The organism is Pseudomonas sp. NFX5, assembly GCF_049132125.1.
GTDB classification, from domain to species: domain Bacteria; phylum Pseudomonadota; class Gammaproteobacteria; order Pseudomonadales; family Pseudomonadaceae; genus Aquipseudomonas; species Aquipseudomonas marginalis.
The window spans coordinates 43,188-62,530 of the sequence record NZ_JAFMZG010000038.1 but is presented as its reverse complement, the minus strand read 5'-3'; the positions used below and the strand labels follow the sequence as shown (position 1 = coordinate 62,530).

Annotated in this window: 25 protein-coding genes; 10 read left to right on the top strand and 15 right to left on the bottom strand. The window is 61.1% G+C overall.

The window, feature by feature from the left end:
* Positions 1-169: 169 nt before the first annotated feature.
* Together J1N02_RS26870 and J1N02_RS26865 are read left to right on the top strand one after the other, a co-directional pair.
* Complete coding sequence (locus tag J1N02_RS26870) at positions 170-421, top strand: type II toxin-antitoxin system HicA family toxin (RefSeq protein WP_027607491.1); 252 nt, start codon at positions 170-172, stop codon at positions 419-421.
* Positions 418-783, top strand: a complete 366-nt coding sequence (locus J1N02_RS26865; RefSeq protein ID WP_098479748.1) for a type II toxin-antitoxin system HicB family antitoxin — start codon at positions 418-420, stop codon at positions 781-783. The genes J1N02_RS26870 and J1N02_RS26865 overlap by 4 nt, the downstream gene beginning before the upstream one ends.
* 23 nt (positions 784-806) lie before the next feature.
* On the opposite strand, the gene J1N02_RS26860 is transcribed toward J1N02_RS26865, so the two are convergent.
* Positions 807-1,979: an MFS transporter gene (locus J1N02_RS26860; protein WP_027607493.1), complete on the bottom strand. Its 1,173-nt coding sequence runs from the start codon at positions 1,977-1,979 to the stop codon at positions 807-809.
* Positions 1,980-2,120: 141 nt separating this feature from the next.
* Between J1N02_RS26860 and J1N02_RS26855 the strand changes: the two genes are divergently transcribed.
* A complete protein-coding gene (locus J1N02_RS26855; RefSeq protein ID WP_027607494.1) occupies positions 2,121-2,708 on the top strand; it encodes a TetR/AcrR family transcriptional regulator in 588 nt (195 codons plus the stop codon).
* Here the strand turns inward: J1N02_RS26855 and J1N02_RS26850 are convergent.
* The 3 genes from J1N02_RS26850 to J1N02_RS26840 all read right to left on the bottom strand — a co-directional run bounded on the left by J1N02_RS26850 (position 2,692) and on the right by J1N02_RS26840 (position 5,680).
* Positions 2,692-4,047, bottom strand: coding sequence for an MATE family efflux transporter (locus J1N02_RS26850; RefSeq protein WP_065924401.1), 1,356 nt, complete (start codon positions 4,045-4,047; stop codon positions 2,692-2,694). The genes J1N02_RS26855 and J1N02_RS26850 overlap by 17 nt on opposite strands.
* Before the next feature lie 245 nt (positions 4,048-4,292).
* A complete protein-coding gene (locus J1N02_RS26845; RefSeq protein ID WP_027607496.1) occupies positions 4,293-4,757 on the bottom strand; it encodes a membrane protein in 465 nt (154 codons plus the stop codon).
* Between the two features lie 8 nt (positions 4,758-4,765).
* Positions 4,766-5,680 carry an NAD synthetase gene (locus tag J1N02_RS26840; protein ID WP_421148018.1) on the bottom strand — a complete coding sequence of 305 codons (915 nt, stop codon included), beginning with the start codon at positions 5,678-5,680 and terminating at the stop codon, positions 4,766-4,768.
* A gap of 185 nt (positions 5,681-5,865) precedes the next feature.
* On the opposite strand from J1N02_RS26840, the gene J1N02_RS26835 reads away from it, so the two are divergent.
* Entirely contained in the window at positions 5,866-6,354 is a 489-nt protein-coding gene (locus tag J1N02_RS26835) for an Hcp family type VI secretion system effector (RefSeq protein WP_027607498.1), read from the top strand.
* On the opposite strand, the gene nadE is transcribed toward J1N02_RS26835, so the two are convergent.
* Genes nadE through J1N02_RS26820 form a run of 3 tightly spaced genes read right to left on the bottom strand, consistent with a single transcriptional unit; the run spans position 6,344 to position 9,034 of the window.
* Positions 6,344-7,156, bottom strand: coding sequence for an ammonia-dependent NAD(+) synthetase (nadE, locus tag J1N02_RS26830; protein ID WP_421148017.1), 813 nt, complete (start codon positions 7,154-7,156; stop codon positions 6,344-6,346). The genes J1N02_RS26835 and nadE overlap by 11 nt on opposite strands.
* Position 7,157: 1 nt before the next feature.
* Entirely contained in the window at positions 7,158-8,375 is a 1,218-nt protein-coding gene (gene pncB / locus J1N02_RS26825; protein ID WP_027607500.1) for a nicotinate phosphoribosyltransferase, read from the bottom strand.
* An 11-nt stretch (positions 8,376-8,386) separates the two neighbouring features.
* Complete coding sequence (locus J1N02_RS26820; protein ID WP_027607501.1) at positions 8,387-9,034, bottom strand: nicotinamidase; 648 nt, start codon at positions 9,032-9,034, stop codon at positions 8,387-8,389.
* Between the two features lie 146 nt (positions 9,035-9,180).
* On the opposite strand from J1N02_RS26820, the gene J1N02_RS26815 reads away from it, so the two are divergent.
* A complete protein-coding gene (locus tag J1N02_RS26815; protein ID WP_027607502.1) occupies positions 9,181-9,873 on the top strand; it encodes an NUDIX hydrolase in 693 nt (230 codons plus the stop codon).
* Between the two features lie 76 nt (positions 9,874-9,949).
* On the opposite strand, the gene J1N02_RS26810 is transcribed toward J1N02_RS26815, so the two are convergent.
* Complete coding sequence (locus J1N02_RS26810; protein ID WP_027607503.1) at positions 9,950-10,723, bottom strand: L-iditol 2-dehydrogenase; 774 nt, start codon at positions 10,721-10,723, stop codon at positions 9,950-9,952.
* A gap of 21 nt (positions 10,724-10,744) precedes the next feature.
* Positions 10,745-12,055 (bottom strand): ABC transporter substrate-binding protein, encoded by a 1,311-nt coding sequence (locus J1N02_RS26805; protein ID WP_027607504.1) that lies wholly within the window; start codon positions 12,053-12,055, stop codon positions 10,745-10,747.
* Between the two features lie 210 nt (positions 12,056-12,265).
* Between J1N02_RS26805 and J1N02_RS26800 the strand changes: the two genes are divergently transcribed.
* The 3 genes from J1N02_RS26800 to J1N02_RS26790 all read left to right on the top strand — a co-directional run bounded on the left by J1N02_RS26800 (position 12,266) and on the right by J1N02_RS26790 (position 15,350).
* Positions 12,266-13,204 (top strand): AraC family transcriptional regulator, encoded by a 939-nt coding sequence (locus tag J1N02_RS26800; protein WP_027607505.1) that lies wholly within the window; start codon positions 12,266-12,268, stop codon positions 13,202-13,204.
* A 155-nt stretch (positions 13,205-13,359) separates the two neighbouring features.
* Positions 13,360-14,307: a nucleoside-specific channel-forming protein Tsx gene (locus J1N02_RS26795; protein WP_027607506.1), complete on the top strand. Its 948-nt coding sequence runs from the start codon at positions 13,360-13,362 to the stop codon at positions 14,305-14,307.
* Between the two features lie 14 nt (positions 14,308-14,321).
* Positions 14,322-15,350: a purine-nucleoside phosphorylase gene (locus J1N02_RS26790; RefSeq protein ID WP_027607507.1), complete on the top strand. Its 1,029-nt coding sequence runs from the start codon at positions 14,322-14,324 to the stop codon at positions 15,348-15,350.
* A gap of 16 nt (positions 15,351-15,366) precedes the next feature.
* Here the strand turns inward: J1N02_RS26790 and J1N02_RS26785 are convergent, their stop codons facing one another.
* The 3 genes from J1N02_RS26785 to J1N02_RS26775 form a co-directional block, all read right to left on the bottom strand.
* Positions 15,367-16,326, bottom strand: coding sequence for a quinone oxidoreductase family protein (locus tag J1N02_RS26785; protein ID WP_169899881.1), 960 nt, complete (start codon positions 16,324-16,326; stop codon positions 15,367-15,369).
* Positions 16,327-16,356: 30 nt separating this feature from the next.
* Positions 16,357-16,530 (bottom strand): DUF1427 family protein, encoded by a 174-nt coding sequence (locus tag J1N02_RS26780; RefSeq protein ID WP_098479756.1) that lies wholly within the window; start codon positions 16,528-16,530, stop codon positions 16,357-16,359.
* Positions 16,531-16,599: 69 nt separating this feature from the next.
* Entirely contained in the window at positions 16,600-17,376 is a 777-nt protein-coding gene (locus J1N02_RS26775; RefSeq protein WP_146478184.1) for an AraC family transcriptional regulator, read from the bottom strand.
* A gap of 116 nt (positions 17,377-17,492) precedes the next feature.
* Between J1N02_RS26775 and J1N02_RS26770 the strand changes: the two genes are divergently transcribed.
* Together J1N02_RS26770 and J1N02_RS26765 are read left to right on the top strand one after the other, a co-directional pair.
* Positions 17,493-17,735, top strand: a complete 243-nt coding sequence (locus J1N02_RS26770) for a DUF6555 family protein (protein ID WP_027607510.1) — start codon at positions 17,493-17,495, stop codon at positions 17,733-17,735.
* Between the two features lie 16 nt (positions 17,736-17,751).
* Positions 17,752-18,015: a hypothetical protein gene (locus J1N02_RS26765; RefSeq protein ID WP_027607511.1), complete on the top strand. Its 264-nt coding sequence runs from the start codon at positions 17,752-17,754 to the stop codon at positions 18,013-18,015.
* Between the two features lie 44 nt (positions 18,016-18,059).
* Here the strand turns inward: J1N02_RS26765 and J1N02_RS26760 are convergent, their stop codons facing one another.
* From J1N02_RS26760 to J1N02_RS26750, 3 genes are all read right to left on the bottom strand, one after another.
* Positions 18,060-18,230 carry a metallothionein gene (locus J1N02_RS26760; RefSeq protein ID WP_074846300.1) on the bottom strand — a complete coding sequence of 57 codons (171 nt, stop codon included), beginning with the start codon at positions 18,228-18,230 and terminating at the stop codon, positions 18,060-18,062.
* Between the two features lie 88 nt (positions 18,231-18,318).
* Entirely contained in the window at positions 18,319-18,771 is a 453-nt protein-coding gene (locus tag J1N02_RS26755) for a DMT family transporter (RefSeq protein WP_027607512.1), read from the bottom strand.
* Positions 18,772-18,775: 4 nt separating this feature from the next.
* Positions 18,776-19,264, bottom strand: coding sequence for a DMT family transporter (locus J1N02_RS26750; protein WP_027607513.1), 489 nt, complete (start codon positions 19,262-19,264; stop codon positions 18,776-18,778).
* Positions 19,265-19,343 lie beyond the last annotated feature (79 nt).

The following is a 19,343-nucleotide window of genomic DNA, read 5'->3' as shown; positions in this document are numbered from 1 at the left end:
GTCGTCCCTATAAAACGAACCGGACAGGGAAAAATTAGCGGGGGATGGGAGGCGTAGAGCGAGCTGTCATCAGGGGTTACATCAATCCTCGGGAAAGACCCACGAACCCCAGCTAGCATTGACGAATACCACTTTTTGCAACTACATTTAGTTACACGCAGGGAACGCCGTGTCCAAAAATGAAAAGCTGCTCGCCAAATTGCTCAACGAGCAGATGGCATTTACCTGGCCAGAGCTCGTCACGCTGCTGCGTCGTCTCGGCTACACACAGATTGAGGGGGCTGGAAGCCGGGTCAAGTTCGACATCGGCGATCCGAGCGCAATGATCACCTTGCACAAGCCTCATCCCGGCAACGAACTGAAACACTACATTCGACGCCAGATCATCGAACAATTGAAATCAGGAGAACTGATTCAGTGAACAACCAACTGAAACACAATGGCTACATCGGCTCTATCGAAGCCAGCCTCGAAGACAATTGCCTGTTCGGCAAGATCCTGTTCATCAAGGCACTGGTGAGTTACGAAGGCAAAACCGTCGCGGAACTGGACGCCGCGTTTCGCGAGGCGGTGGACGACTACCTCACTACCTGCCAGGCCCTTGGGCAAACACCGGAGAAGCCGTGCAAAGGCTCTTTCAACGTGCGCGTCGGCCACGACCTTCATCTTGCCGCCGCCCTTGAAGCGACACGTAAAAAGGTGACCCTGAATGACCTGACGCGCCAGGCGCTGAACGAATTCCTGCAACACCACCGAGGGGATTCCTGCCCCGTGACTGGCTGACGTTTCATTGTGGGTTGTAATGCTCAACCCAACCGCCGATACCCCAACACCGCTGACCCCATCACCACCGCCCCCGCCGCCAGCGCCACCCAGAACCCGCTGGCTGCCCCGAAGTGATCGATCATCCAGCCGGAGCTGGCGGCACCGATGGCCACGCCGATGCTCAGGCCGGTGATCAGCCAGGTCATGCCTTCGGTCAGGCGGCTCGCAGGCACGCTCTTTTCCACGAGGGCCATGGACACGATCAGGGTGGGGGCGAAGAACAGTCCGGAAATGAAGATGGCCACTGCCAGGCCCGGAATGTGGGTGACCAGCAGCAACGGCAAGGTGGTCAACGCCGTGGCCGCGCCGCAGAACAGGAACTGCCGGGGCAGCGGCGCCTTGAGTTTTAGGGTGCCAAAGGCCAACCCCGCCAGGCACGAGCCGATGGCGTACACCGAGAGCACGATGCTTGCCGCCGCCGGCTGGCCCTGGTGCTGGGCAAAGGCCACGCTGACCACATCCACCACACCCACGATCACCCCCATGGCCAGCAGCAGGATCATCAGGATCAGCACCGACGGTGAGGCGATCAGCCAGCCCCGATGATGAGCGTGGTGTTCATGCACCGGGGGTTCGGTCGCGCGTTGCAGCACAAACGTGGTAACCCCAACCGCCAGCAGCAGCGCGGCCACCAGCGGCCCGGCTTCGGGGAACAGCACCACGCTCAAGCCCACCGAAATCGGTGGACCGATGATAAAGCACACCTCATCCAGCACCGATTCCAGGGCGAATGCGGTTTGCAGCCTGGGCTGGCCGCGGTACAGCTCGGTCCAGCGCGCCCGCACCATGGCGGACATATTCGGCATGCAGCCCGCCAGGGCAGCAAACAGGAACAGCGTCCAGGTCGGCGCCTGCAACCGCGTGCACAGCAACAGCAGCAACAGCGCCCCGCCGCCGATCAGGGCGGCAATCGGCAGCACCCGGCCCTGGCTGTACCGGTCCACCAAGCGTGACACCTGCGGCGCACAAAACGCCGTGGCCAGGGCGAACACCGCCGCCACCGAACCGGCCAGGCCATAGCCGCCGTGCACCTGGGAAAGCATGGTGATCAAGCCAATACCGGCCATGGACACCGGCATGCGTGCCAGCATGCCGGCCAATACGAAGGCCCGCGAGCCGGGAACCTGGAACAACTCGGCGTAAGGGTTTGCCATCCTGCTCAACCTCTTCCTGATGCCCTGGAACTTGCTATCCGCAGTGATCAAGGCAAAATACATACGGTGCGTATGTGGCGAATCATGCGTAACATACGCGGCGTATGTCAATCTTTCACTTGCCCATTGTGAGTCCTGCCCATGAGCCGAGCCCGTGCCGAAATGATCGAAGACACCCGCGCCCGGCTGCTTGCCAGTGCACGGCAGGCCTTCGCCACGCAAGGCTATGCCAACACATCGATGGACGATTTCACGGCCCACGCCGGCCTGACACGCGGCGCGCTGTACCATCACTTTGGTGACAAAAAGGGGCTGCTGGCCGCCGTGGTTGCTCAACTCGATCGTGAGATGGACGCATGTTTGCAGCGTATCTCAGACGAAGCCCAAGACCCCTGGAGCGGTTTTTGCGAACGCTGCCGCGCTTATTTGCGCATGGCCCAGGACGGCGAAATCCAACGCGTTGTGCTGCAGGATGCGCCGGCTGTATTGGGCGATACCGGCTCCCAGCAACACTGTGTCGAGTCGTTGCGCCAACAGCTGGAAGCCCTGATGCACGCGGGCGTCGTCCCTGACGCACCGAGCCTGGCGCTGGCGCAGTTGATCAATGGCAGCCTGGTCAACACCGCCCTGTGGATCGCCCGGTCAGAACATCCGCAGGAGCGTCTGGAGCAAGGTTTGCAGGGCCTGGAAATCCTGCTGCGCGGCCTGAAACTCATACCAACCGCTTGATCTGCTTATGCCGCCACACCAGCCGGTAGTACGCGGCCTGCAACCCCAGCATCGCCAGGTACGTCACCGGGAACGCCATCCAGACGCCTTCCAGGCCGAAGTGCGCATTCAGCAGGTACGCCATCGGTAGCTCGACACACAGCACGCAGAAGATCGAGATCGCCACCGGCATCAGCACCACGCCGCTGGCGCGCATGATCCCGCCGATCACGGCCTGGAAGCCGAACACGAGGATGCTCCACAGCATGATGTGCAGCAGGTGCTCGGCATTCACGCGTGCGGCGTCATCGGTGATGAACAACCCGAGCAACCAGTGCGACAACAGATAGCCCAGCACGATCAGGCCACCGGTCAGGCACGTATTGATCAACAGCCCGGTACGCAGGATCGGCCCGATACGCTCCAGCCGCCCTGCCCCAATCGCCTGGGCCCCAAGGATCGAAGCAGTGATGGCAATCGACAGGGCCGGAAACTGCACGTAGTTGACGATCTGCGTCACCGCCCCATAGGCCGCCGTGGCCTGGGACCCATGGCCATTGACCAAGGCGAGGATGACCAACTCCGACAGCGACAACACCACCATCTGCAAGCCTGTAGGCAAGCCGATGCGCAGGACTTTGCCGAGAATGACGCGGTCCAGGCGCAAGGCCGCGAGCAGTTCGCGGTCCGGCGCCATCACATGGTTTTTATGGCGCAGGCGCAGGATCAGAAACAGCATCGCCGAGGCATTCCCCACCAGGCCTGCGTACACCGCGCTCTGGATCCCCAGGGGCGGCAGGCCGATCCAGCCGCGAATCAGCGCCGGGGTCAACAGCAGGCCGACCAGGGTCGAGACCATCAGCGCCAGCAGCGGCGAGATCGTGTCGCTGACCCCGCGCAACAGCTGGGTGTAGAGGATAAATACCAGCAGCAGCGGCATGATCAGCATCATCATCTGGGCATAGCCCACGGCATCGTCGAGCACATCCGCAGGCGTACCCAATGCCTGCAACGCCGGGCGCGCAAACAGGCTGCCCAGCACCGCTGCGATCAGGCCCACCAGTGCACCGAGGGTCAGGGTGGCACCGGTAATCGCCTTGACCATCCCGGTTTCCTGGGCACCCCAGGCCTGGCCAATCAGCACCGAAGCGCCCGCCCCCAGGCCGATCACCAGGGCAATGAAGAAGAACACGATGGGGAACATCCCCGACACCGCCGCCAGCGCCTGGGTACCGAGCATCTGCCCGACATAAATACCGTTGAGGGTGCCGGAAAAACTTTGCAGGAAATTGGACAGCACCATCGGTGCCAGAAAGATCAGGTAGACCTGCCACAGCGGGCGTTGCAAAGGGCTTTGCATGAAAAACGGGGCCTCGGAAAACTAAAGCGTCCGAGGGTTATACCGTAATTGGATCCGATCTTCCTGTGCTTTGCATGATGGATGGATCGCCAACACTCGCTGGTTCCGATGCCCACATTGGATCTTCAGCGTCACCCCGACTCAGGTCGCCGTTCAGAAACGGCTCGGCGTGCCGATGGAATATGCACAGTCCAAGGAAGGCGCGGTGAGTCGGTCGATTGAGCGGTAGGGCCTTATAACCGCGCCTAGCGCCGGACTCGTTGGCGCTGGGTGCGGATTATTCTGCCGATGCGCTGGCGCTTTTCGCGCAGTTTTACCCACTCATTGCGAGCTTCGCGGTGGCGCTTGCTGTTGAGCAGTAATAGGGCAAGCAATGGAAACAGAATGCCTGACACATAGAAAACCTTATGAGGGCGATAGGCGATGGTGGGTAGAACACCAACCAAGCACAAGAACATCAAGATAACTGGGACCCATATCCATCCTGGATAGCCACGGACAACCATGAAATTGCAGTGGGCAATAAGAAAAGACGCACCGAGTACCGAAAAATAGGAATACCTGAGGTTCTCACCGGCGGGTAGCACTTCAAAGTAACTGCCAATCATCATCGGAACACCGATGGCAATCGTAAAACCTTGAGCAAAAAGTGCCCCCGTAGAAACAGGAAAATAGCGTTTCAAATAACGCAGAAGTTCCTTGTAAGTCATCAGAAATATCATTCTTCAAACGCCTCATATAACCCCACGGCAATCGTTCGAAAATTGCCATTTACAACGCTACCTCCCACAGTCATTGAAGCGCCTACGACATCCTTGATCTGAGTAACCGTGGCATGACGAAGCTTCGCAGGGGTCAGTCGCTTAGGTAAATCACCTGCCAGCTGTTTCAACTTGATCATTTTCGAAGTCAACCGCGGATGTTGAATACTCAACAACTCCTTCGTCAATTTTGCTCTTTCCTGTCGAGTAAGCCCCTTGAGTACTGGGTACCAACCCTTGCCGGTGGTTGCCTTCGTCAAACTGACTAGCTTTACAGTCGTTAGGAAGGAGGTGCCGGCCCCCACAAGCGCAACAGCGTCCAGAGCAGCGGTTGCATGTTGATACCAAGGATCACTGTCCAGCAGTTGATTTTTCGAGGGATCGGTCAATTCGTTGTACACACGATACCCGCCAACAATGCACTGAGCGAAACTGGCCGTAGCAGACGTATAGCCAACAACTGCAACCACTGAGCCGATACCGCCAGTAAATGGGATTGCAGCAGTACCACTGACTGCCACAAGCCAACCTAAAATCGCACTGCCGCATGCAAGCCCCATCCCGAGCGCCTCAAACACGAGTTGCGATTCCACCGGCTCATGCTCCAACCGCCGCACAAAATCCAACCGCGCCACCGACCTCGGCATCTCCCGCAAGATCACGCGCTTGGGCAACACACTGCAAATCGGCTGAAACTCACGCAACGTCACCGGCCACAGTTGGGCGTCGAGGTAAACCACCCCTGCCCCGGCAATTGCAGGATCGGCGTCGATCACAGCAAACAGTCGACGCACGTCAATGCTGCTTTCTACCCGCTCACGGGTGGTGAGGTGAGCCTTCGGGAAACCGTCCTTCAATAAGCTGGTGGCCATTCCTTTACTCCTGAATCCACAAGAGCGCAGAGCGTAAAGAATCAATATCTGCCAGGAATGTAGGAAGGTTTCCTTTTTTAAGACAGGCACTTCCCGATCTGGCCTCAGCGTCTTGTAGTCAATCCTGGGAATAGGAAAAGTACGCCCCGCGCCACCACCGGCGAACGATCAGACAAGGAGCGAACATGGCGACCGATATGTTTTTGAAGCTGGGAGACATCAAGGGCGAGTCCAGGGACCAGGTGCATCGTGATGAAATCGATATCACCCGTTGGGGTTGGAGCCTGTCCCAATCCGGCTCCATGCATAGCGGTACGGGCGGCGGCGCGGGCAAGGTCAATATGGCGAATATCGCGATTGAGAAGACACTGGATAAATCCACCCCAAACCTGATGATGGCCTGTGCCACCGGCAAGCATTACCCCGAAGCACGCATTGTGGTGCGCAAGGCTGGAGGCGACAGCAGCGTGGAGTATCTGGTGATCACGTTGAAGGAGGTCATGGTTGCCACTTACGACACGCGTGCAGCGGCAACCAATGACGTACTGACGGAAGAAATCAGCCTTAACTTCGCCAAGGTGGAAGTCAGTTACCAGCCACAGAAAGCCGATGGCGGCAAGGATGGCGGGGCCATCCGGTTCGGCTGGAACATTCGCGAAAATATCAAGGTGTAGGCACGACAGGCAGCGCGCGCTTGTGCGCTGTCTTGCTATACGCCCCCTCGACAATCGCCCGTACCCGCTCACTCACTGGCTCACCCATCAGGTACGCATCGATCTCCTCGTACGTGCAGCCATAGGCGTGCTCATCCAGCTTGCCCGGCGCCAACTCTTCGAGGTCGGCAGTGGGCTGCTTGTGCACCAGCTTCGCCGGGGCACCAAGGGCACCGGCCAACAGGCGCACCTGGGTCTTGGTCAGGCCCGACAATGGCGCCAGGTCGCACGCGCCGTCGCCGAATTTGGTGAAGAAGCCCATCAATGCTTCGGCGCCATGGTCGGTGCCGACCACCAGGCCGTTGTGCAGGTTGGCCACGGCGTACTGGGCGATCATGCGGGTGCGGGCCTTGACGTTGCCCTTGATGAAATCCACCTGCGAGGCACTGGCTTCGGTGGCGCCGAGGCTGGCCATCAGGCCGTCGACGCTGGCGGCGATGTTCAGGGTGTCGATGTGGTCCGGGGTGATGAAATCCAGCGAGGCCTGGGCATCGCTCTCATCGGCCTGGGTCTTGTAGGGCAGGCGCATGGCGATAAAGCGCGCGGCGTAGCCCTCGCTGCGTAATTGCTCCGCCGCCAATTGGCACAGGCGCCCAGCGGTGAGGGAGTCGACGCCACCGCTGATGCCCAGTACCAGGGCCTTGCAGCCTGAATGGCGCAAGGTGGTCTTGATGAAGTCGAGACGCCGTTGGATTTCCTGGGCTTCACCGCCCTTCACCAATGTGCGATCGATATTGAGTTCCTGCGCGATACGTTCCTGCATGTCACACCTCCACGTTGCCGACATTGAATACCTTCGCTGCGTACTGCAAAAACGAGGGGTCTTCGCAGACGTTCTTCACCGGGTCATCGGAGAACTTCACCACCGGTTCGCCGTGCACGCGCACCAGTTTCATGACGATGCTCAGCGGCTCGACGCCTTCCACATCGCAAGCCAGGCTGGTGCCCATGCCGAAACCGAACTTGGCCTTGCCACGCACGTGCCGCAGGATCGGCAGGCATTTTTCGAAGTTCAGGCCGTCGGAGAACATCAGGTCCTTGGTCATCGGGTCGATACCCAGCTGTTTGTAGCGGGCCAGCACCTTGTCGGCCCAGGCGATGGGGTCACCGGAGTCCTGGCGCAGGCCGTCGTAGAGCTTGGCGAAGTACAGGTCGAAATCCTTGAGGAAAAAGTCGGTGCTGATGGTGTCGGTCAAGGCAATGCCGAGGCGGCCGCGGTATTCACGCACCCAGTTTTCCAGGCCGGCGTTCTGGCTTTCGCGCAACCGCCCCAGTTGCTGGTGCACCATCATCCACTGGTGAGCCATGGTGCCGATCAGTGGCAGGTCGAATTCGTAAGCCAGGTGCGCATTGCTGGTGCCGACGAACTGGCCGGGAAAGTCGCGGCGCATGATGTCCACCACTTCGCGCTGGGCCTTGAACGACAGGCGCCGGCGCGTGGAGAAATCGGAGACCCGCAGGTCGGCCAACTCGTCGCGACTGAGGTTTCTCTCCAGCCAGTCGAACTTCTGGTAGAGCTTGCGGGTGACGTCTTCCAGGGTCACGTCGGGGTATTTGGCGCGGTTGCGCAGCTCGCTGACCAGCGCCAGTAGCGGTTGTTCGAACATGATGCAGTGCAGCATCGGCCCGACCACGCGGATGTTCAGTTGGCCGTCGACTTCGCTGACGTGGATGTAGCGCAGGTTGAAGCGGAACAGGCCGAGGAAGCGTTCGTAGTCGGGGGTCAGGTATTCGCGAAAGCGTGGGTTGAACAGAAAGCGCAGCTCGCCCTCACGCATCTGCAGGCCAGCCATGTTCTCAAGCTCGGCGCGTAACTCGGGGATCAGGTGGCCGAGCTTTTCCTTGGCGCGCACGATGAAGTTGTATTCCACATCGACATTCGGGTGCTGGTGCAACACCGCCTGCATCATGGTGAAGGTGTAGTAGTCGGTGTCGAGCAAGCCCTGGATCACCGGGGCTTCGTAGTCGTAGGCACTTTCCATGGTGTATCTCCTTAACGCGTGGCCATCGCCGCCAGTTCTTCGCGGGTGCTGCTGATGACGGCACCGGCCTTGAGCAACTCATTGACGGCCTGTACGCCGCCCTCCTCGCTGATCCCCCGGCACGCCGGCAGGTGCAGGACCACCTCCAGGCCGGCCTTGAGCAGTTGCAAGGCGGTGGTCTTGACGCAGTAGTCCAGGGCCAGGCCGCCGACGATCACGCGAGTGACGCCCTGGGCCCTGAGGTACTCGATCACGCCGGTGGAGAGTTTGTCGTGCAGGTCGTGGTAGCAGGCGCCATAGGGGTGCAGGTCAGGTTCGACGCCCTTCCAGATGAAGTAGTCGTAGTCATAGGGCGTGGGCAACTCGTCGAGCAAGGTAAAGCCTTCGGTGCCCGGTACGCAGTGGCTGACCCAGGTCACGTCGGCGTGTACCAGGCCAGTGGGCTGGAGCATCTCGCTGTGCTGGGCGACCACCCAGGGTGCGTGCGGGGTGTGGGCGTCCTTGCTGCCGACGCGGTGGCCGGCAAGGCTGGCCATGTAGTTGAGTTCGGCACCGATCCGGTCACCGCCGGCCACCGGCAACTCGTTGGGGCACAACGGCGTGAAGCTCTTCTGGGCATCGACGTCGAATGAAGCAATGGCAGTTTTCGCAAGGGTCATGGCGGTTCTCCTGTGGCCTGGAAACAAAAGTACACGTCATGTACTTTCAATGCAAGAAACATTTATTTATCTATCCTGAACCAGGTACATGACATATCTGTTCGATCCGTTAGACTGTGCCCCACCGCTGTTCAGAAGGACGTCACATGCCCCTTAGCCCCTACCTCCATACCGTCGACCTATGCGTGCTGTGCTACTGCCGCGCCGCCGGGGAACTCAAGTTGTTGCTGAACAAGCGCGAAGCCGAACCCTTCGCCGGGCATTGGGCGTTGCCGGGGGTGGTGGTGAATGGCGGCGTGCAAGATCTGAGCCTCCAGGATGCGGTGGAACGCTTGCGCGCCAGCAGCAAGGTCGGCCTGGAGCTGGCCTGGAGCGAGCAAGTGGGCACGGTGGGCGATGCGTTTCGCGATCCGCGTTGCTGGTCGTCGTCCACGTACTACCTGGCGATCGTCGCGGATGAGGTGGCGCCGAGTGCGCATCAAGGCTGGTTCGCGCTGAAGGCGGTGGCTGATGGCAGCATCAAGTTGCCGTTCGATCACAACAGCATCGCCGCGGCCGTGCAGGAGCGGTTGTTCTCCAAGTCGCTGTACAGCAACCTGCCGCTGATGTTCCTGGGCAATGAATTCAGCGCGCCGGAGGCGACCACGATCTTTTCCCTGGTGCTGGAACGGCCGGTGCTCAAGACCAGTATTCGCCAGCGCCTGTTGAAGCTGACGGAGGCGGGATATTTGCGCGAGACGGGGCGCAAGAAACAGGGTGAAGGCGGCAGGCCCCAGGCGACGGTGGAGAACCTGAAGCCTGGGGCGGTTTACTTCTTTGATCGCAGTTTTGCCGACTAGGCACCCTTTTCAAGAACGATGACCTTCAAATGTGGGAGGGGGCTTGCTCCCTCCCACATTTTGAGCGGTGTATGGCTTAGTTCATCCAATTACCGCCATCCACGTTATAGGTTTGCGCCACTACGTAGTCAGCCTCTTTGGACGCCAGGAAGATCGCCATCCCGGTCAAATCCTCGGCCGTCCCCATCCGCCCGAACGGCACCTCGGCCCCCACCCGCCGCTTCTTCTCGCCAGGCGCCAGCCCTTCATGCCTGGCGAACAACGCATCCACCCCGTCCCAATGCTCGCCATCCACCACGCCCGGGGCGATGGCGTTGACGTTGATGCCCTGCTTGATCAGGTTGAGCCCCGCCGATTGCGTGAGGCTGATCACTGCCGCCTTGGTCGCGCAGTAGATCGCCACCAACGGCTCGCCACGCCGCCCGGCCTGGCTGGCCATGTTGATTATCTTGCCGCCATGGCCCTGGCGGATCATCTGCCGGGCAGCGGCCTGCAAGGTGAACAGCGTGCCGGCGACGTTGATCGAGAACAGCCGATCAAAGCTGTCGCGGGTGATATCGACGATAGGCGCCAGGTCGAACAGCGCCGCGTTGTTGACCAGGATGTCGAGCTTGCCGGCCTGGGCGACCACGGCGGCAATCGCGCTGTCGATGGAAGCCTGGTCGGTGACGTCCATCGCTACCGCGTAGGCCTGCGGACCAAGTTCGGCGGCGGTGTCCCGGGCCCGCTGCAGGTTGATGTCGGCGATGGCGACGGTCGCGCCTTCAGCGATATAGGCCTGGGCAAACGCGCGGCCAATCCCGCGCGCCGAGCCGGTGATCAGCGCGCTCTTACCTTCGAGTCGTTTCATAAGGCATCTGTCCTTTGAACATTATTTGGGATAGCCGGCGCGTTTCATTTCGCGCTCGGTGGTGGACTGCGCCTGGAGCAACGCCTGCTCGACCGACATGCCCCCCGTCAGCGCCGCCGAGAACAGCTTGCCGACGGACGTGCCGATGGCCTGGAACTCGGGAATGGTCACGTACTGGATGCCCACGTACGGCACGGGTTTGGCCGACGGGTGCGCGGGGTCGGCATGCCGCATCATCTCCAGGGTCACCTGGGCAAACGGTGCGGCCTGGAGGTACCCCGCGTTGTAGGTGGACTGGCGGGTGCCAGGCGGTACGTTGGTGATGCCTTCTTTATCGGCGACCAGCTGGATGTAGTCCTTGGACGTGGCCCAGGCGATAAAGGCCTTGGCGGCGTCCTTGTGCTTGGACGTGGCCGGGATGGCCAGCGACCAGGCGTACAGCCAGGAGGATCCCTTGTCGGTGACTTCGGTGGGGGCCGCGGCGAAGCCTACGCTGTCGGCGACTTTGCTCTGGCTCTTGTCGGTGGTGAAGGAGCCGGCGACGCTGGCATCGACCCAGATCGCGCACTTGCCGCTGTTGAACAGCGCCAGGGTTTCGTTGAAACCGTTGCTGGACACGCCGGGCGGGCCGTATTGCTTGAGGGTGTTGACGTAGAAGTTGGCGGCGGCGGTCCATTCGGGACTGGTCAGCTCAGGCTTCCACTGCTCATCGAACCAACGCGCACCGAAGGCGTTGGCCATGGTGCTCAGCAGCGCGATGTTCTCGCCCCAACCGGCCTTGCCGCGCAGGCACATGCCGTATTGGCCGTTGTTCTTGTCCGTGAGCTTGGCGGCGAATTCACCCAGCTGGGTCCAGGTCGGGTGCGCAGGCATGCTCAGACCGGCCTGCTTGAACAGGTCGGTGCGGTAGTAGGTGACGGTGCTTTCCCCGTAGAACGGCAAGGCATACAGGGTGTCGTTGACCGACAGGCCCTGGCGGACCGAGGGGAAGATATCGTCGGCGTCGTAATCGGCCGGCAATTGGGTCAGCGGTTCCAGCCAGTGCTTGGCGCCCCACAGCGGGGTTTCGTAGGTGCCGATGGTGAGCACATCGAACTGGCCGCCCTGGGTGGCGATATCGGTGGTGAGGCGCTGGCGCAGCACGTTTTCTTCCAGCACCACCCAGTTGAGCTGGATGTCCGGATGCTGCTGCTCGAACACTTTGGACAGGCGCTGCATGCGGATCATGTCGCTGTTATTGACCGTGGCGATGGTCACGGTGTCGGCTGCCTGGCTGGGCATAGCCAAGGCCAGGCCGGAAAGCAGGAACAACGCTTGCGGAATCTTGGACATAGCGGTTTCCACCTGTTGTTTTTGTTGTTGAGGGCCGATTACAGCAGCTTGGGCCAGGCCCTCACAAACGCCTGACGCATGCCTGGCTGATACTTTTTTAACCGCTGAATAGGGCGCAAAAAAGTATCAGTGCCGGGCGAAACCGGGGGTAGCGCAGGTAGTGCCACCCGCGTATTTTGAGGCGACTGCACCCATAGAAGAGGCAGCACCATGCCCGTCAGTCGCGCCAAGCTGTTCGAACATCGCCCCGCCGAGCTTGAGGTGATCCTGCCCGAGCCGCAGCACTGCTTTCGCTGGTTTGAGCACGACTACCCTTACGATCTGGCGCGCTGGAATCACCATCCCGAATTTGAAATCCACCTGATCCGCCAAGGCAGCGGCAAGTTGGTGGCGGGCGACTATATCGGTGCGTTCAGTGCCGGGCATGTGGCGCTGATCGGCCCGGACCTGCCCCATGACTGGATCGGCGAACTGGCCCCCGGCGAACACCTGGCCGGCCGCGACGTGGTGCTGCAATTCGACGGCGCCGCCCTCCTCGCCCTGCGCAACACCCTGCCGGAACTCGGCGACTTGCAGCCGTTGTTCGAACAGGCCCGGCGCGGCCTGGAGTTCAGCGGCGACACCGCCGTACAGGCTGCGAGGTTGATGGAAGCTATCGGCAACGCCCACGGCCTGCAACGGCTGACCCTGTTCCTGCAACTGCTCGACAGCCTGAAAAACGCCCCGGCCCAGCAGGTAAAGGCCCTGGCCAGCCCCTGTTACGCCCCGACCCTGGACGCACGCAGCGCCGAGCGCATCAACAAGGCCTTCGACTACCTGATGCGCGAACTCACCGGCGACGTGCGCCTCTCGGTCATCGCCCAACAGTTGGACATGAGCGAACCGGGCTTCTCACGTTTCTTCAAGCGCAACACGGGCCATGGGTTTATCGACCTGATGCGCAAATTCCGCGTGCAACGCGCCTGTCGGTTATTGCTGCAAAGCGAGATGTCGGTGGCGGATATCTGTTTTGAAGTGGGCTACGCCAACCTGTCCAACTTCAACCGGCACTTCCGGATCGAGATGCACCAGACGCCCAGTGAATATCGCCGCGAACCGCCGATACACCTGTTCAACCCCATCGAGAAAATGACACCCAGTCATTTCTGATCAAAAGGTCGAGTAATTCTGCTTTTTTCCATGACATTCAAGCCATTAAGAAAAGTTGGTACAGCCTGTGCAACCGTTTGCGGTACGAACTTGACCGCCAAGTTCACCACGACCCGATGAATCGGGTTCAAACCGCGTACGAATAGGGACTTTCAATGCACCCCACCTCAAGGCCCCGTGCCTGCTTTGGTGTTTCCTTGCTACTGGCCGCCGTAACGGGAGTACTCAGCGCGCCCATTTTGGCGCAGGAAAAACCCGTGGATGACTCAGCACAGGGCGAAACCCTGAGCCCTGAGGCCAGCCCGGCAAAAAAAGGCGTCTATCTGTCGGAATGGTTCAACCAGGACCTGACGCTGATCGGCAGTAAAGACATCAGCTTCGGCCCCAAGCCCCAGGATGATGTGTACCTGGAATACGAGTACTTCGGCCGCAAGGGGCCCTTCGAGTTGTACGGCTACATCGACGTGCCGAAGATCCTCGGCATCGGCAACAGTAACGACAAAGGCGCGTGGGACCATGGCTCGCCGGTGTTCATGGAGCACGAGCCGCGTATCTCCATCGACTACCTGGCCGGACGCAGCCTGGCCATCGGCCCGTTCAAGGAATGGTATGTGGCGTTCGACTGGATCTACGACCACGGCAGCAACAAAGCCAACCGTGCCAACACCCTGTACAGCGGCCTCGGCACCGATATCGACACCCACTCGCGGGTCAACTTGTCGGCGAACTTCTACGGGCGTTACCAGTGGGAAAACTACGGCGCCAGCAATGAGTATTCCTGGGATGGCTACCGCGCACAGATGAAATACATCGTGCCCATCGGCAAGTTCGATAACGGTGCGTCGCTGACCTATATCGGTTTCACCAACTACGATTTCGGCTCGGACCTGCACAAGGACAACCCGGCGCGCACCGCCAACGCCCTGGTGGCGACCAACGTGCTGCTGTATTCCTTCACCCACCTGCGCTTCACCCTGGTCGGTCGTTATTTTCATAACGGCGGCAACTGGGAAGATGGCAGTGAGTTGAACTTCGGCGAGGGTAACTTCCGCGCCCGCTCCGACGGCTGGGGTTATTACGCTGGCGTGGGCTACCAATTCTGATCAAGGAGTATTAGATGAATACATTTACCCGTCTTTCGCTGGCCGTCGGCCTTGCCCTGCTGCCCCATGTGGTGCTGGCTGATTCTGCTGCCCCCATCAAGCCCAAGGTGATGCTGATCACCATGTTCGCCCCCGAGGCGCAAACCTGGATCGACCGCCTGGAACTCAAGCAGGAAGTGCGCGTGCCGGGCCTGTCTGCCGAATACCCGGTGATCCGCTGCAACACCCGGGACGTGTGCCTGCTGGTGACCGGCATGGGCCAGACCAACGCCGCCGCGTCCACCCTGGCCCTGGCGTTGTCGCCCAAGTTCGACCTGCGCCAGAGCTATTTCCTGATCGCCGGGATTGCCGGGATCAGCCCGAAACACGGCACCATCGGCACTGCCGCCTGGGCCCACTACCTGGTGGAGTTCGGCACCCAGTGGGAGCTGGATTCGCGGGATGCGCCCAAGGATTGGCCGACCGGCTACCTTGGCATCAACACCAAGGGGCCCAACGAAAAGCCGCCGCTGGACTACAAGACCGAAGTGTTTGAGCTGAACCCCAAGCTGCAGGCCAAGGCGTTCGCCCTGTCGCACACCGTCGAACTTACGGAAAGCAAAGAGTCCGCCGCCTGGCGCAAACACTACCCCGCCGCCCCCGCCAACCAGCCGCCGCGAGTCACCCGCTGCGACACCCTGGCGGGCAACACCTGGTTCTCCGGTACGCGCCTGAGCGAACGCGCCGAGGTGTGGACCAAGCTGCTCACGGATAACAAAGGCGAGTACTGCACCACCCAACAGGAAGACAACTCCACCTACGAAGCCTTGCTGCGCGCCAGCCGCGAGGGGTTGGTGGACATCCAGCGCCTGGCCGTCGTACGTGCCGGTTCGGACTTCGACCGCCCATACCCCGGCTACAGCGAAGTCGACAACCTGCTCAAGTACGCCGACCAGGGCGGGTTCGTACCGGCGCTGGAAAACCTGTACCGCACGGGGAACCCGCTGGTACAGGCGATCCTCAAGAACTGGCAGGCGTGGGAAAAAGGCGTCCCAGAAGCCTAGTGCGGAGCGACAAGGGTCAAGGCAGCAAGATGATCTTGTCCGCACTGCCTTGATTCACGTCCTCATAGCACTGCACGCCATCGGCCAGCGCCACCTCGCGCAGGCCGGTGGGCAGCGGCAACAAGCCTTCGTCGAAAAAACGTCCGAACTGCTCCAGCATCACCGCGCACTGCTCACAGTTGTAGAGCAATGAATTGATCCCCACCACCGAGCCGCCCTTGCGATACAGGGCCAGGGCCGGCAGTTGTACGTGACCGTCCACCGGCGCGGCAATGATCGCGATGCGACCGAACGGCGCCAGGCCTGCCACGGCCGCCGGCAGCCAGAAACCGGTAGTGTCGAAGATCACATCGGCGCCGCCCTTGAACACCGCATTCACCTGCGCGCCCAGCGCTTCGGGCTTGCCCAACGCAATCGCGTCGAACCCTTGCGCCTGCAATACCTCGACCTGGTCAGCCTTGCGCACCGCCGCCAACACCTGGGCACCCAGAACCCTCCCCAAGGCTAATGCCGCGCTGCCCACCGCCCCATTGGCGCCGATCACCAGCAAGCGCGTCCCTTTGCCCACGCCACTGCGCTGCAGCGCATCCCAGGCCGTGGTGTAGGGCACACCCAGGCTGGCGGCCTGGGCAAAACTCAGGTGGGCAGGTTTATGCGCCACGCCTTTGGCCGACACGGTGAGGTATTGGGCGTGGGAACCGTCGGCGAAAAAGCCCAGGTCGCGACCGGTGCCCCAGACCTCCTGCCCCACCAGCGCCTGGGGCCCCTGCACGACCACGCCGGCGAAGTCGCGGCCAGGTATGCGCGGCACGGTGGTGTAGGGGAAACGCCCGAGTACGTTCTTCACGTCGCTGGGGTTGAGGCCCGCCGCCTTGATCTGTACCAGCACTTCATCGGCGGCCGGTACCGGCGTGGCGACGTCGACGAAGCTCAGGGCGCCGAGGTCGCCAGTAGCGGAAAATTGCAGTGCTTTCATTGCCAGTATCCATCGAAGGGAGAAGAGGAATCAGGACCACCAACCGCTGAGCAACTGCCGCCCCATGGGCCAGAGTTTTTCGCCGAGCAGCATGCCCATCAGGCCCACCAGCGCAATAGCAGGCGGTGCGGGCGAACGGAAGTCCAGCGCGCCGTAGATCACGCCGACAAAGAGGCCAATGGCAAGGGAGATCAGGTAACTCATGGGGGCGACGCCTGGTGGTTTGATGGGCTTAGTGTAGGAAGCCCATCCCGGCAGCATCGGCCAAACGCTTCAGGATTTCGGCCAACTCACATACTGGGAAGGCGCCATCCCCAGTTCACGCCGGAACATGTCGCTGAAACTGCTCGGCGAATAGCCCAGGGAACGCGCGATAGCGCTGACCGACTGACCCTGGATCAACTCGGCCACCGCCGTGGCCAATTGCACCTGGCGGCGCCATTCGGCAAAGCCCATGCCCAGGTGGTGCTGGAACAGCCGCGCCAAGGTGCGCACGCTGGCACCGGCCGCTTCCGCATGCTGCTCGAAAGGAATCTCCAGGGACGGCGCCGCCATGACCGCCTGGCACGCGCTGATCAGCCGGCGATCGGCCTCCACCGGCATGGCGATACGAATCTGCGAGCGGCATGCCCGGCGCAACTCCAGCAGGGCCAGGCCGACCACCGCGTCGTAATACCCCGCGTCATCGCGGTCGCCCTGCTCCACCAGCGTGACGATCAACTCACGCAGCAGCCCACCGACTTCAATCACCTGCACCTGGCGGTCCAATGTCGCCGCCAAGGCCGGGCGCAAGTAGATATTGCGCATCTGCAAATCCGACACCACCCGGATGCCGTGCTCCACGCCCGGCGGCAGCCAGACGGCGCGCTGGGGCGGTACCACCAGGGCCTCCCGAGGGGTCTCGACCCACATCACGCCGCTCATGGCATAGAGCAATTGGCCCCAGTCGTGGCGATGGGGCTCCACGTACAGGCCACGCGGGTAAGTACGCGCCAAGGGTTGCACGGGGACGGCGTGATCACTGAGGTCAGGGGGTGCGGCCAGGGCCATGGGGAGCACATCTATCGGGAGTCAGCCGCCATGGTAATGACCACCGCCGGACAATCCGAGTGAATTTTTGCCGCCGAGGGCGATCACTTGCTTACACCACCAGGGTTGAGGGGCCAATGAATAACGCAAAACTGTTTGTGATCGACTACACCCTTCATGGCGAAGCCAAGTCCTTCATTATTCGTCTGGAAAAGCTGGATACCTTGGAGGCCTGGCATTGGGCAAGCTGTGACGCTGGCGTGGGCCGTATCGGCCGTTTCGCCCGCGAGCGGGTGAAGAAAACCAGCCAGGAACAGGCCGAGAAATTCGGCATAAAAAACGTGCAATGGCGCCGCTCGGATGCGCGCGCCCAGGCTTGATCAAGGAGAAATGAGCATGGATTCAATCAACGGCAAGGCACGCATCGATTACACCCGGGACACATTGTTCGGGCCACTGGCCAAGCATGTCGAGTGCCAGGTGAGCGTGCAGCATAAGCCCGGCTGGCTGGTGCTGAAGGTGTTCCAGCCGCTGCCGGACGATTTGCATGATGCGCAGACCCTGGTGCTGGCCCTCGAAGGTCGACGAACCAGCGGCGTGGTAAAAGACAGCCGGCGCTTGTCCGACCACAGCCTGCGCCTGGAGCTGGAACCCCAGTAAGGGATACGCAGGGAGCCCGCTATCGACGCTCCCTGCGAACGTATTCAGCCTTTAGCCGACTTGGCGCACTCGCACCCCGTCGCCGCCGCACAAGGCTCGCCATGGGCATGATGCTCGGCGCAGCCCTGGCAGCAATAGCCCTTACCGTCCTTCATTACCGCATCGACGCCCAGCACACACTTGCAATGCGGGCAGGCACAGGTTTGATCAGGCATGGCCAGACTCCTTCTTCATGGTCGTCCGGTGCGGCGGTTGCCGGCACCTTAAGCAGTGACTGCCAGGCCTCGGCGATGGTTCAAACCATCAGTCGGTGCGCGTATTGCTGCGGTACATGAACACCAAGGCCAGAGCCAGGCACACCATCGCCAGGATGCGGCTGCTCGACAGTTCGACGGCCGGGTTGCCCAGCCACCCGAAGTTGTCGATCAGCATGCCCATGCCCAATTGCCCGGTAATCACGGCCACGGTCGCCACTGCAGTACCGACCACCGGCACGGCCCCGACCATCACCATCATGTACACCACGCCGAACAGGGCGCCGGTCAATTGCCATTTGGGTACGTCGAGCAGGCTCACGGACTGGGCCGGCTCAAAGAAGAAAATCAACAGCGCGGTGGTCAGCGCGCCGACCGCAAAGGTCAACAGACTGCTGCGCAACACACCCACCGCCTGGCCCAGGCGACCATTGATCGCCGCCTGCACACTCAGCACCGCACCCGCCGCGATCACCAGCACCAATAACAGAATCAGATTCATCGCCTTACCCTCGTGCAATCAGAACAAGTGCCGCCACAATCAACGCAAGGGCTATCCAGCGCTCGCCATTGACCCGTTTGCGTGCGGTGCCGAACCAGCCGAAATGGTCGATCAGCACGCTCTTGCCCACCTGGCCGGACAAAATCGCGATCATGGTCATGGCAATACCGATGTGCGGCGTGGCCAGGGTCAGCACCACCACATACATCGGCCCCAGGAACCCACCGATCAGTTGCCAGCGCGGCAACTCGGACAACGCCGGGCCCTTTTGCGGGCCGCTGAACAGCAGCAGCAAAAACAGAATCGCCGAGCCGACACCGAAGATGCTCAAGGTTGCCCATAAATGCCCAACCTGCACGCCCAATGGCCCGAGCAACCCGGCCTCCACCGACAGCCCCATGCCCGCCAGGATCACCAGCGGCAACAACAGCAACCGTAAAAGGCTGTTTTTTGGCCTGGCTTGCGCCACACCCTCGATAGAACTGGCCTGCATACATCACCTGCGCGTCAATAAAGGAAACATGGCGCGCATTATCCGGTGGCCTGCCTGTGCGATAAATGGGAGTATGCCG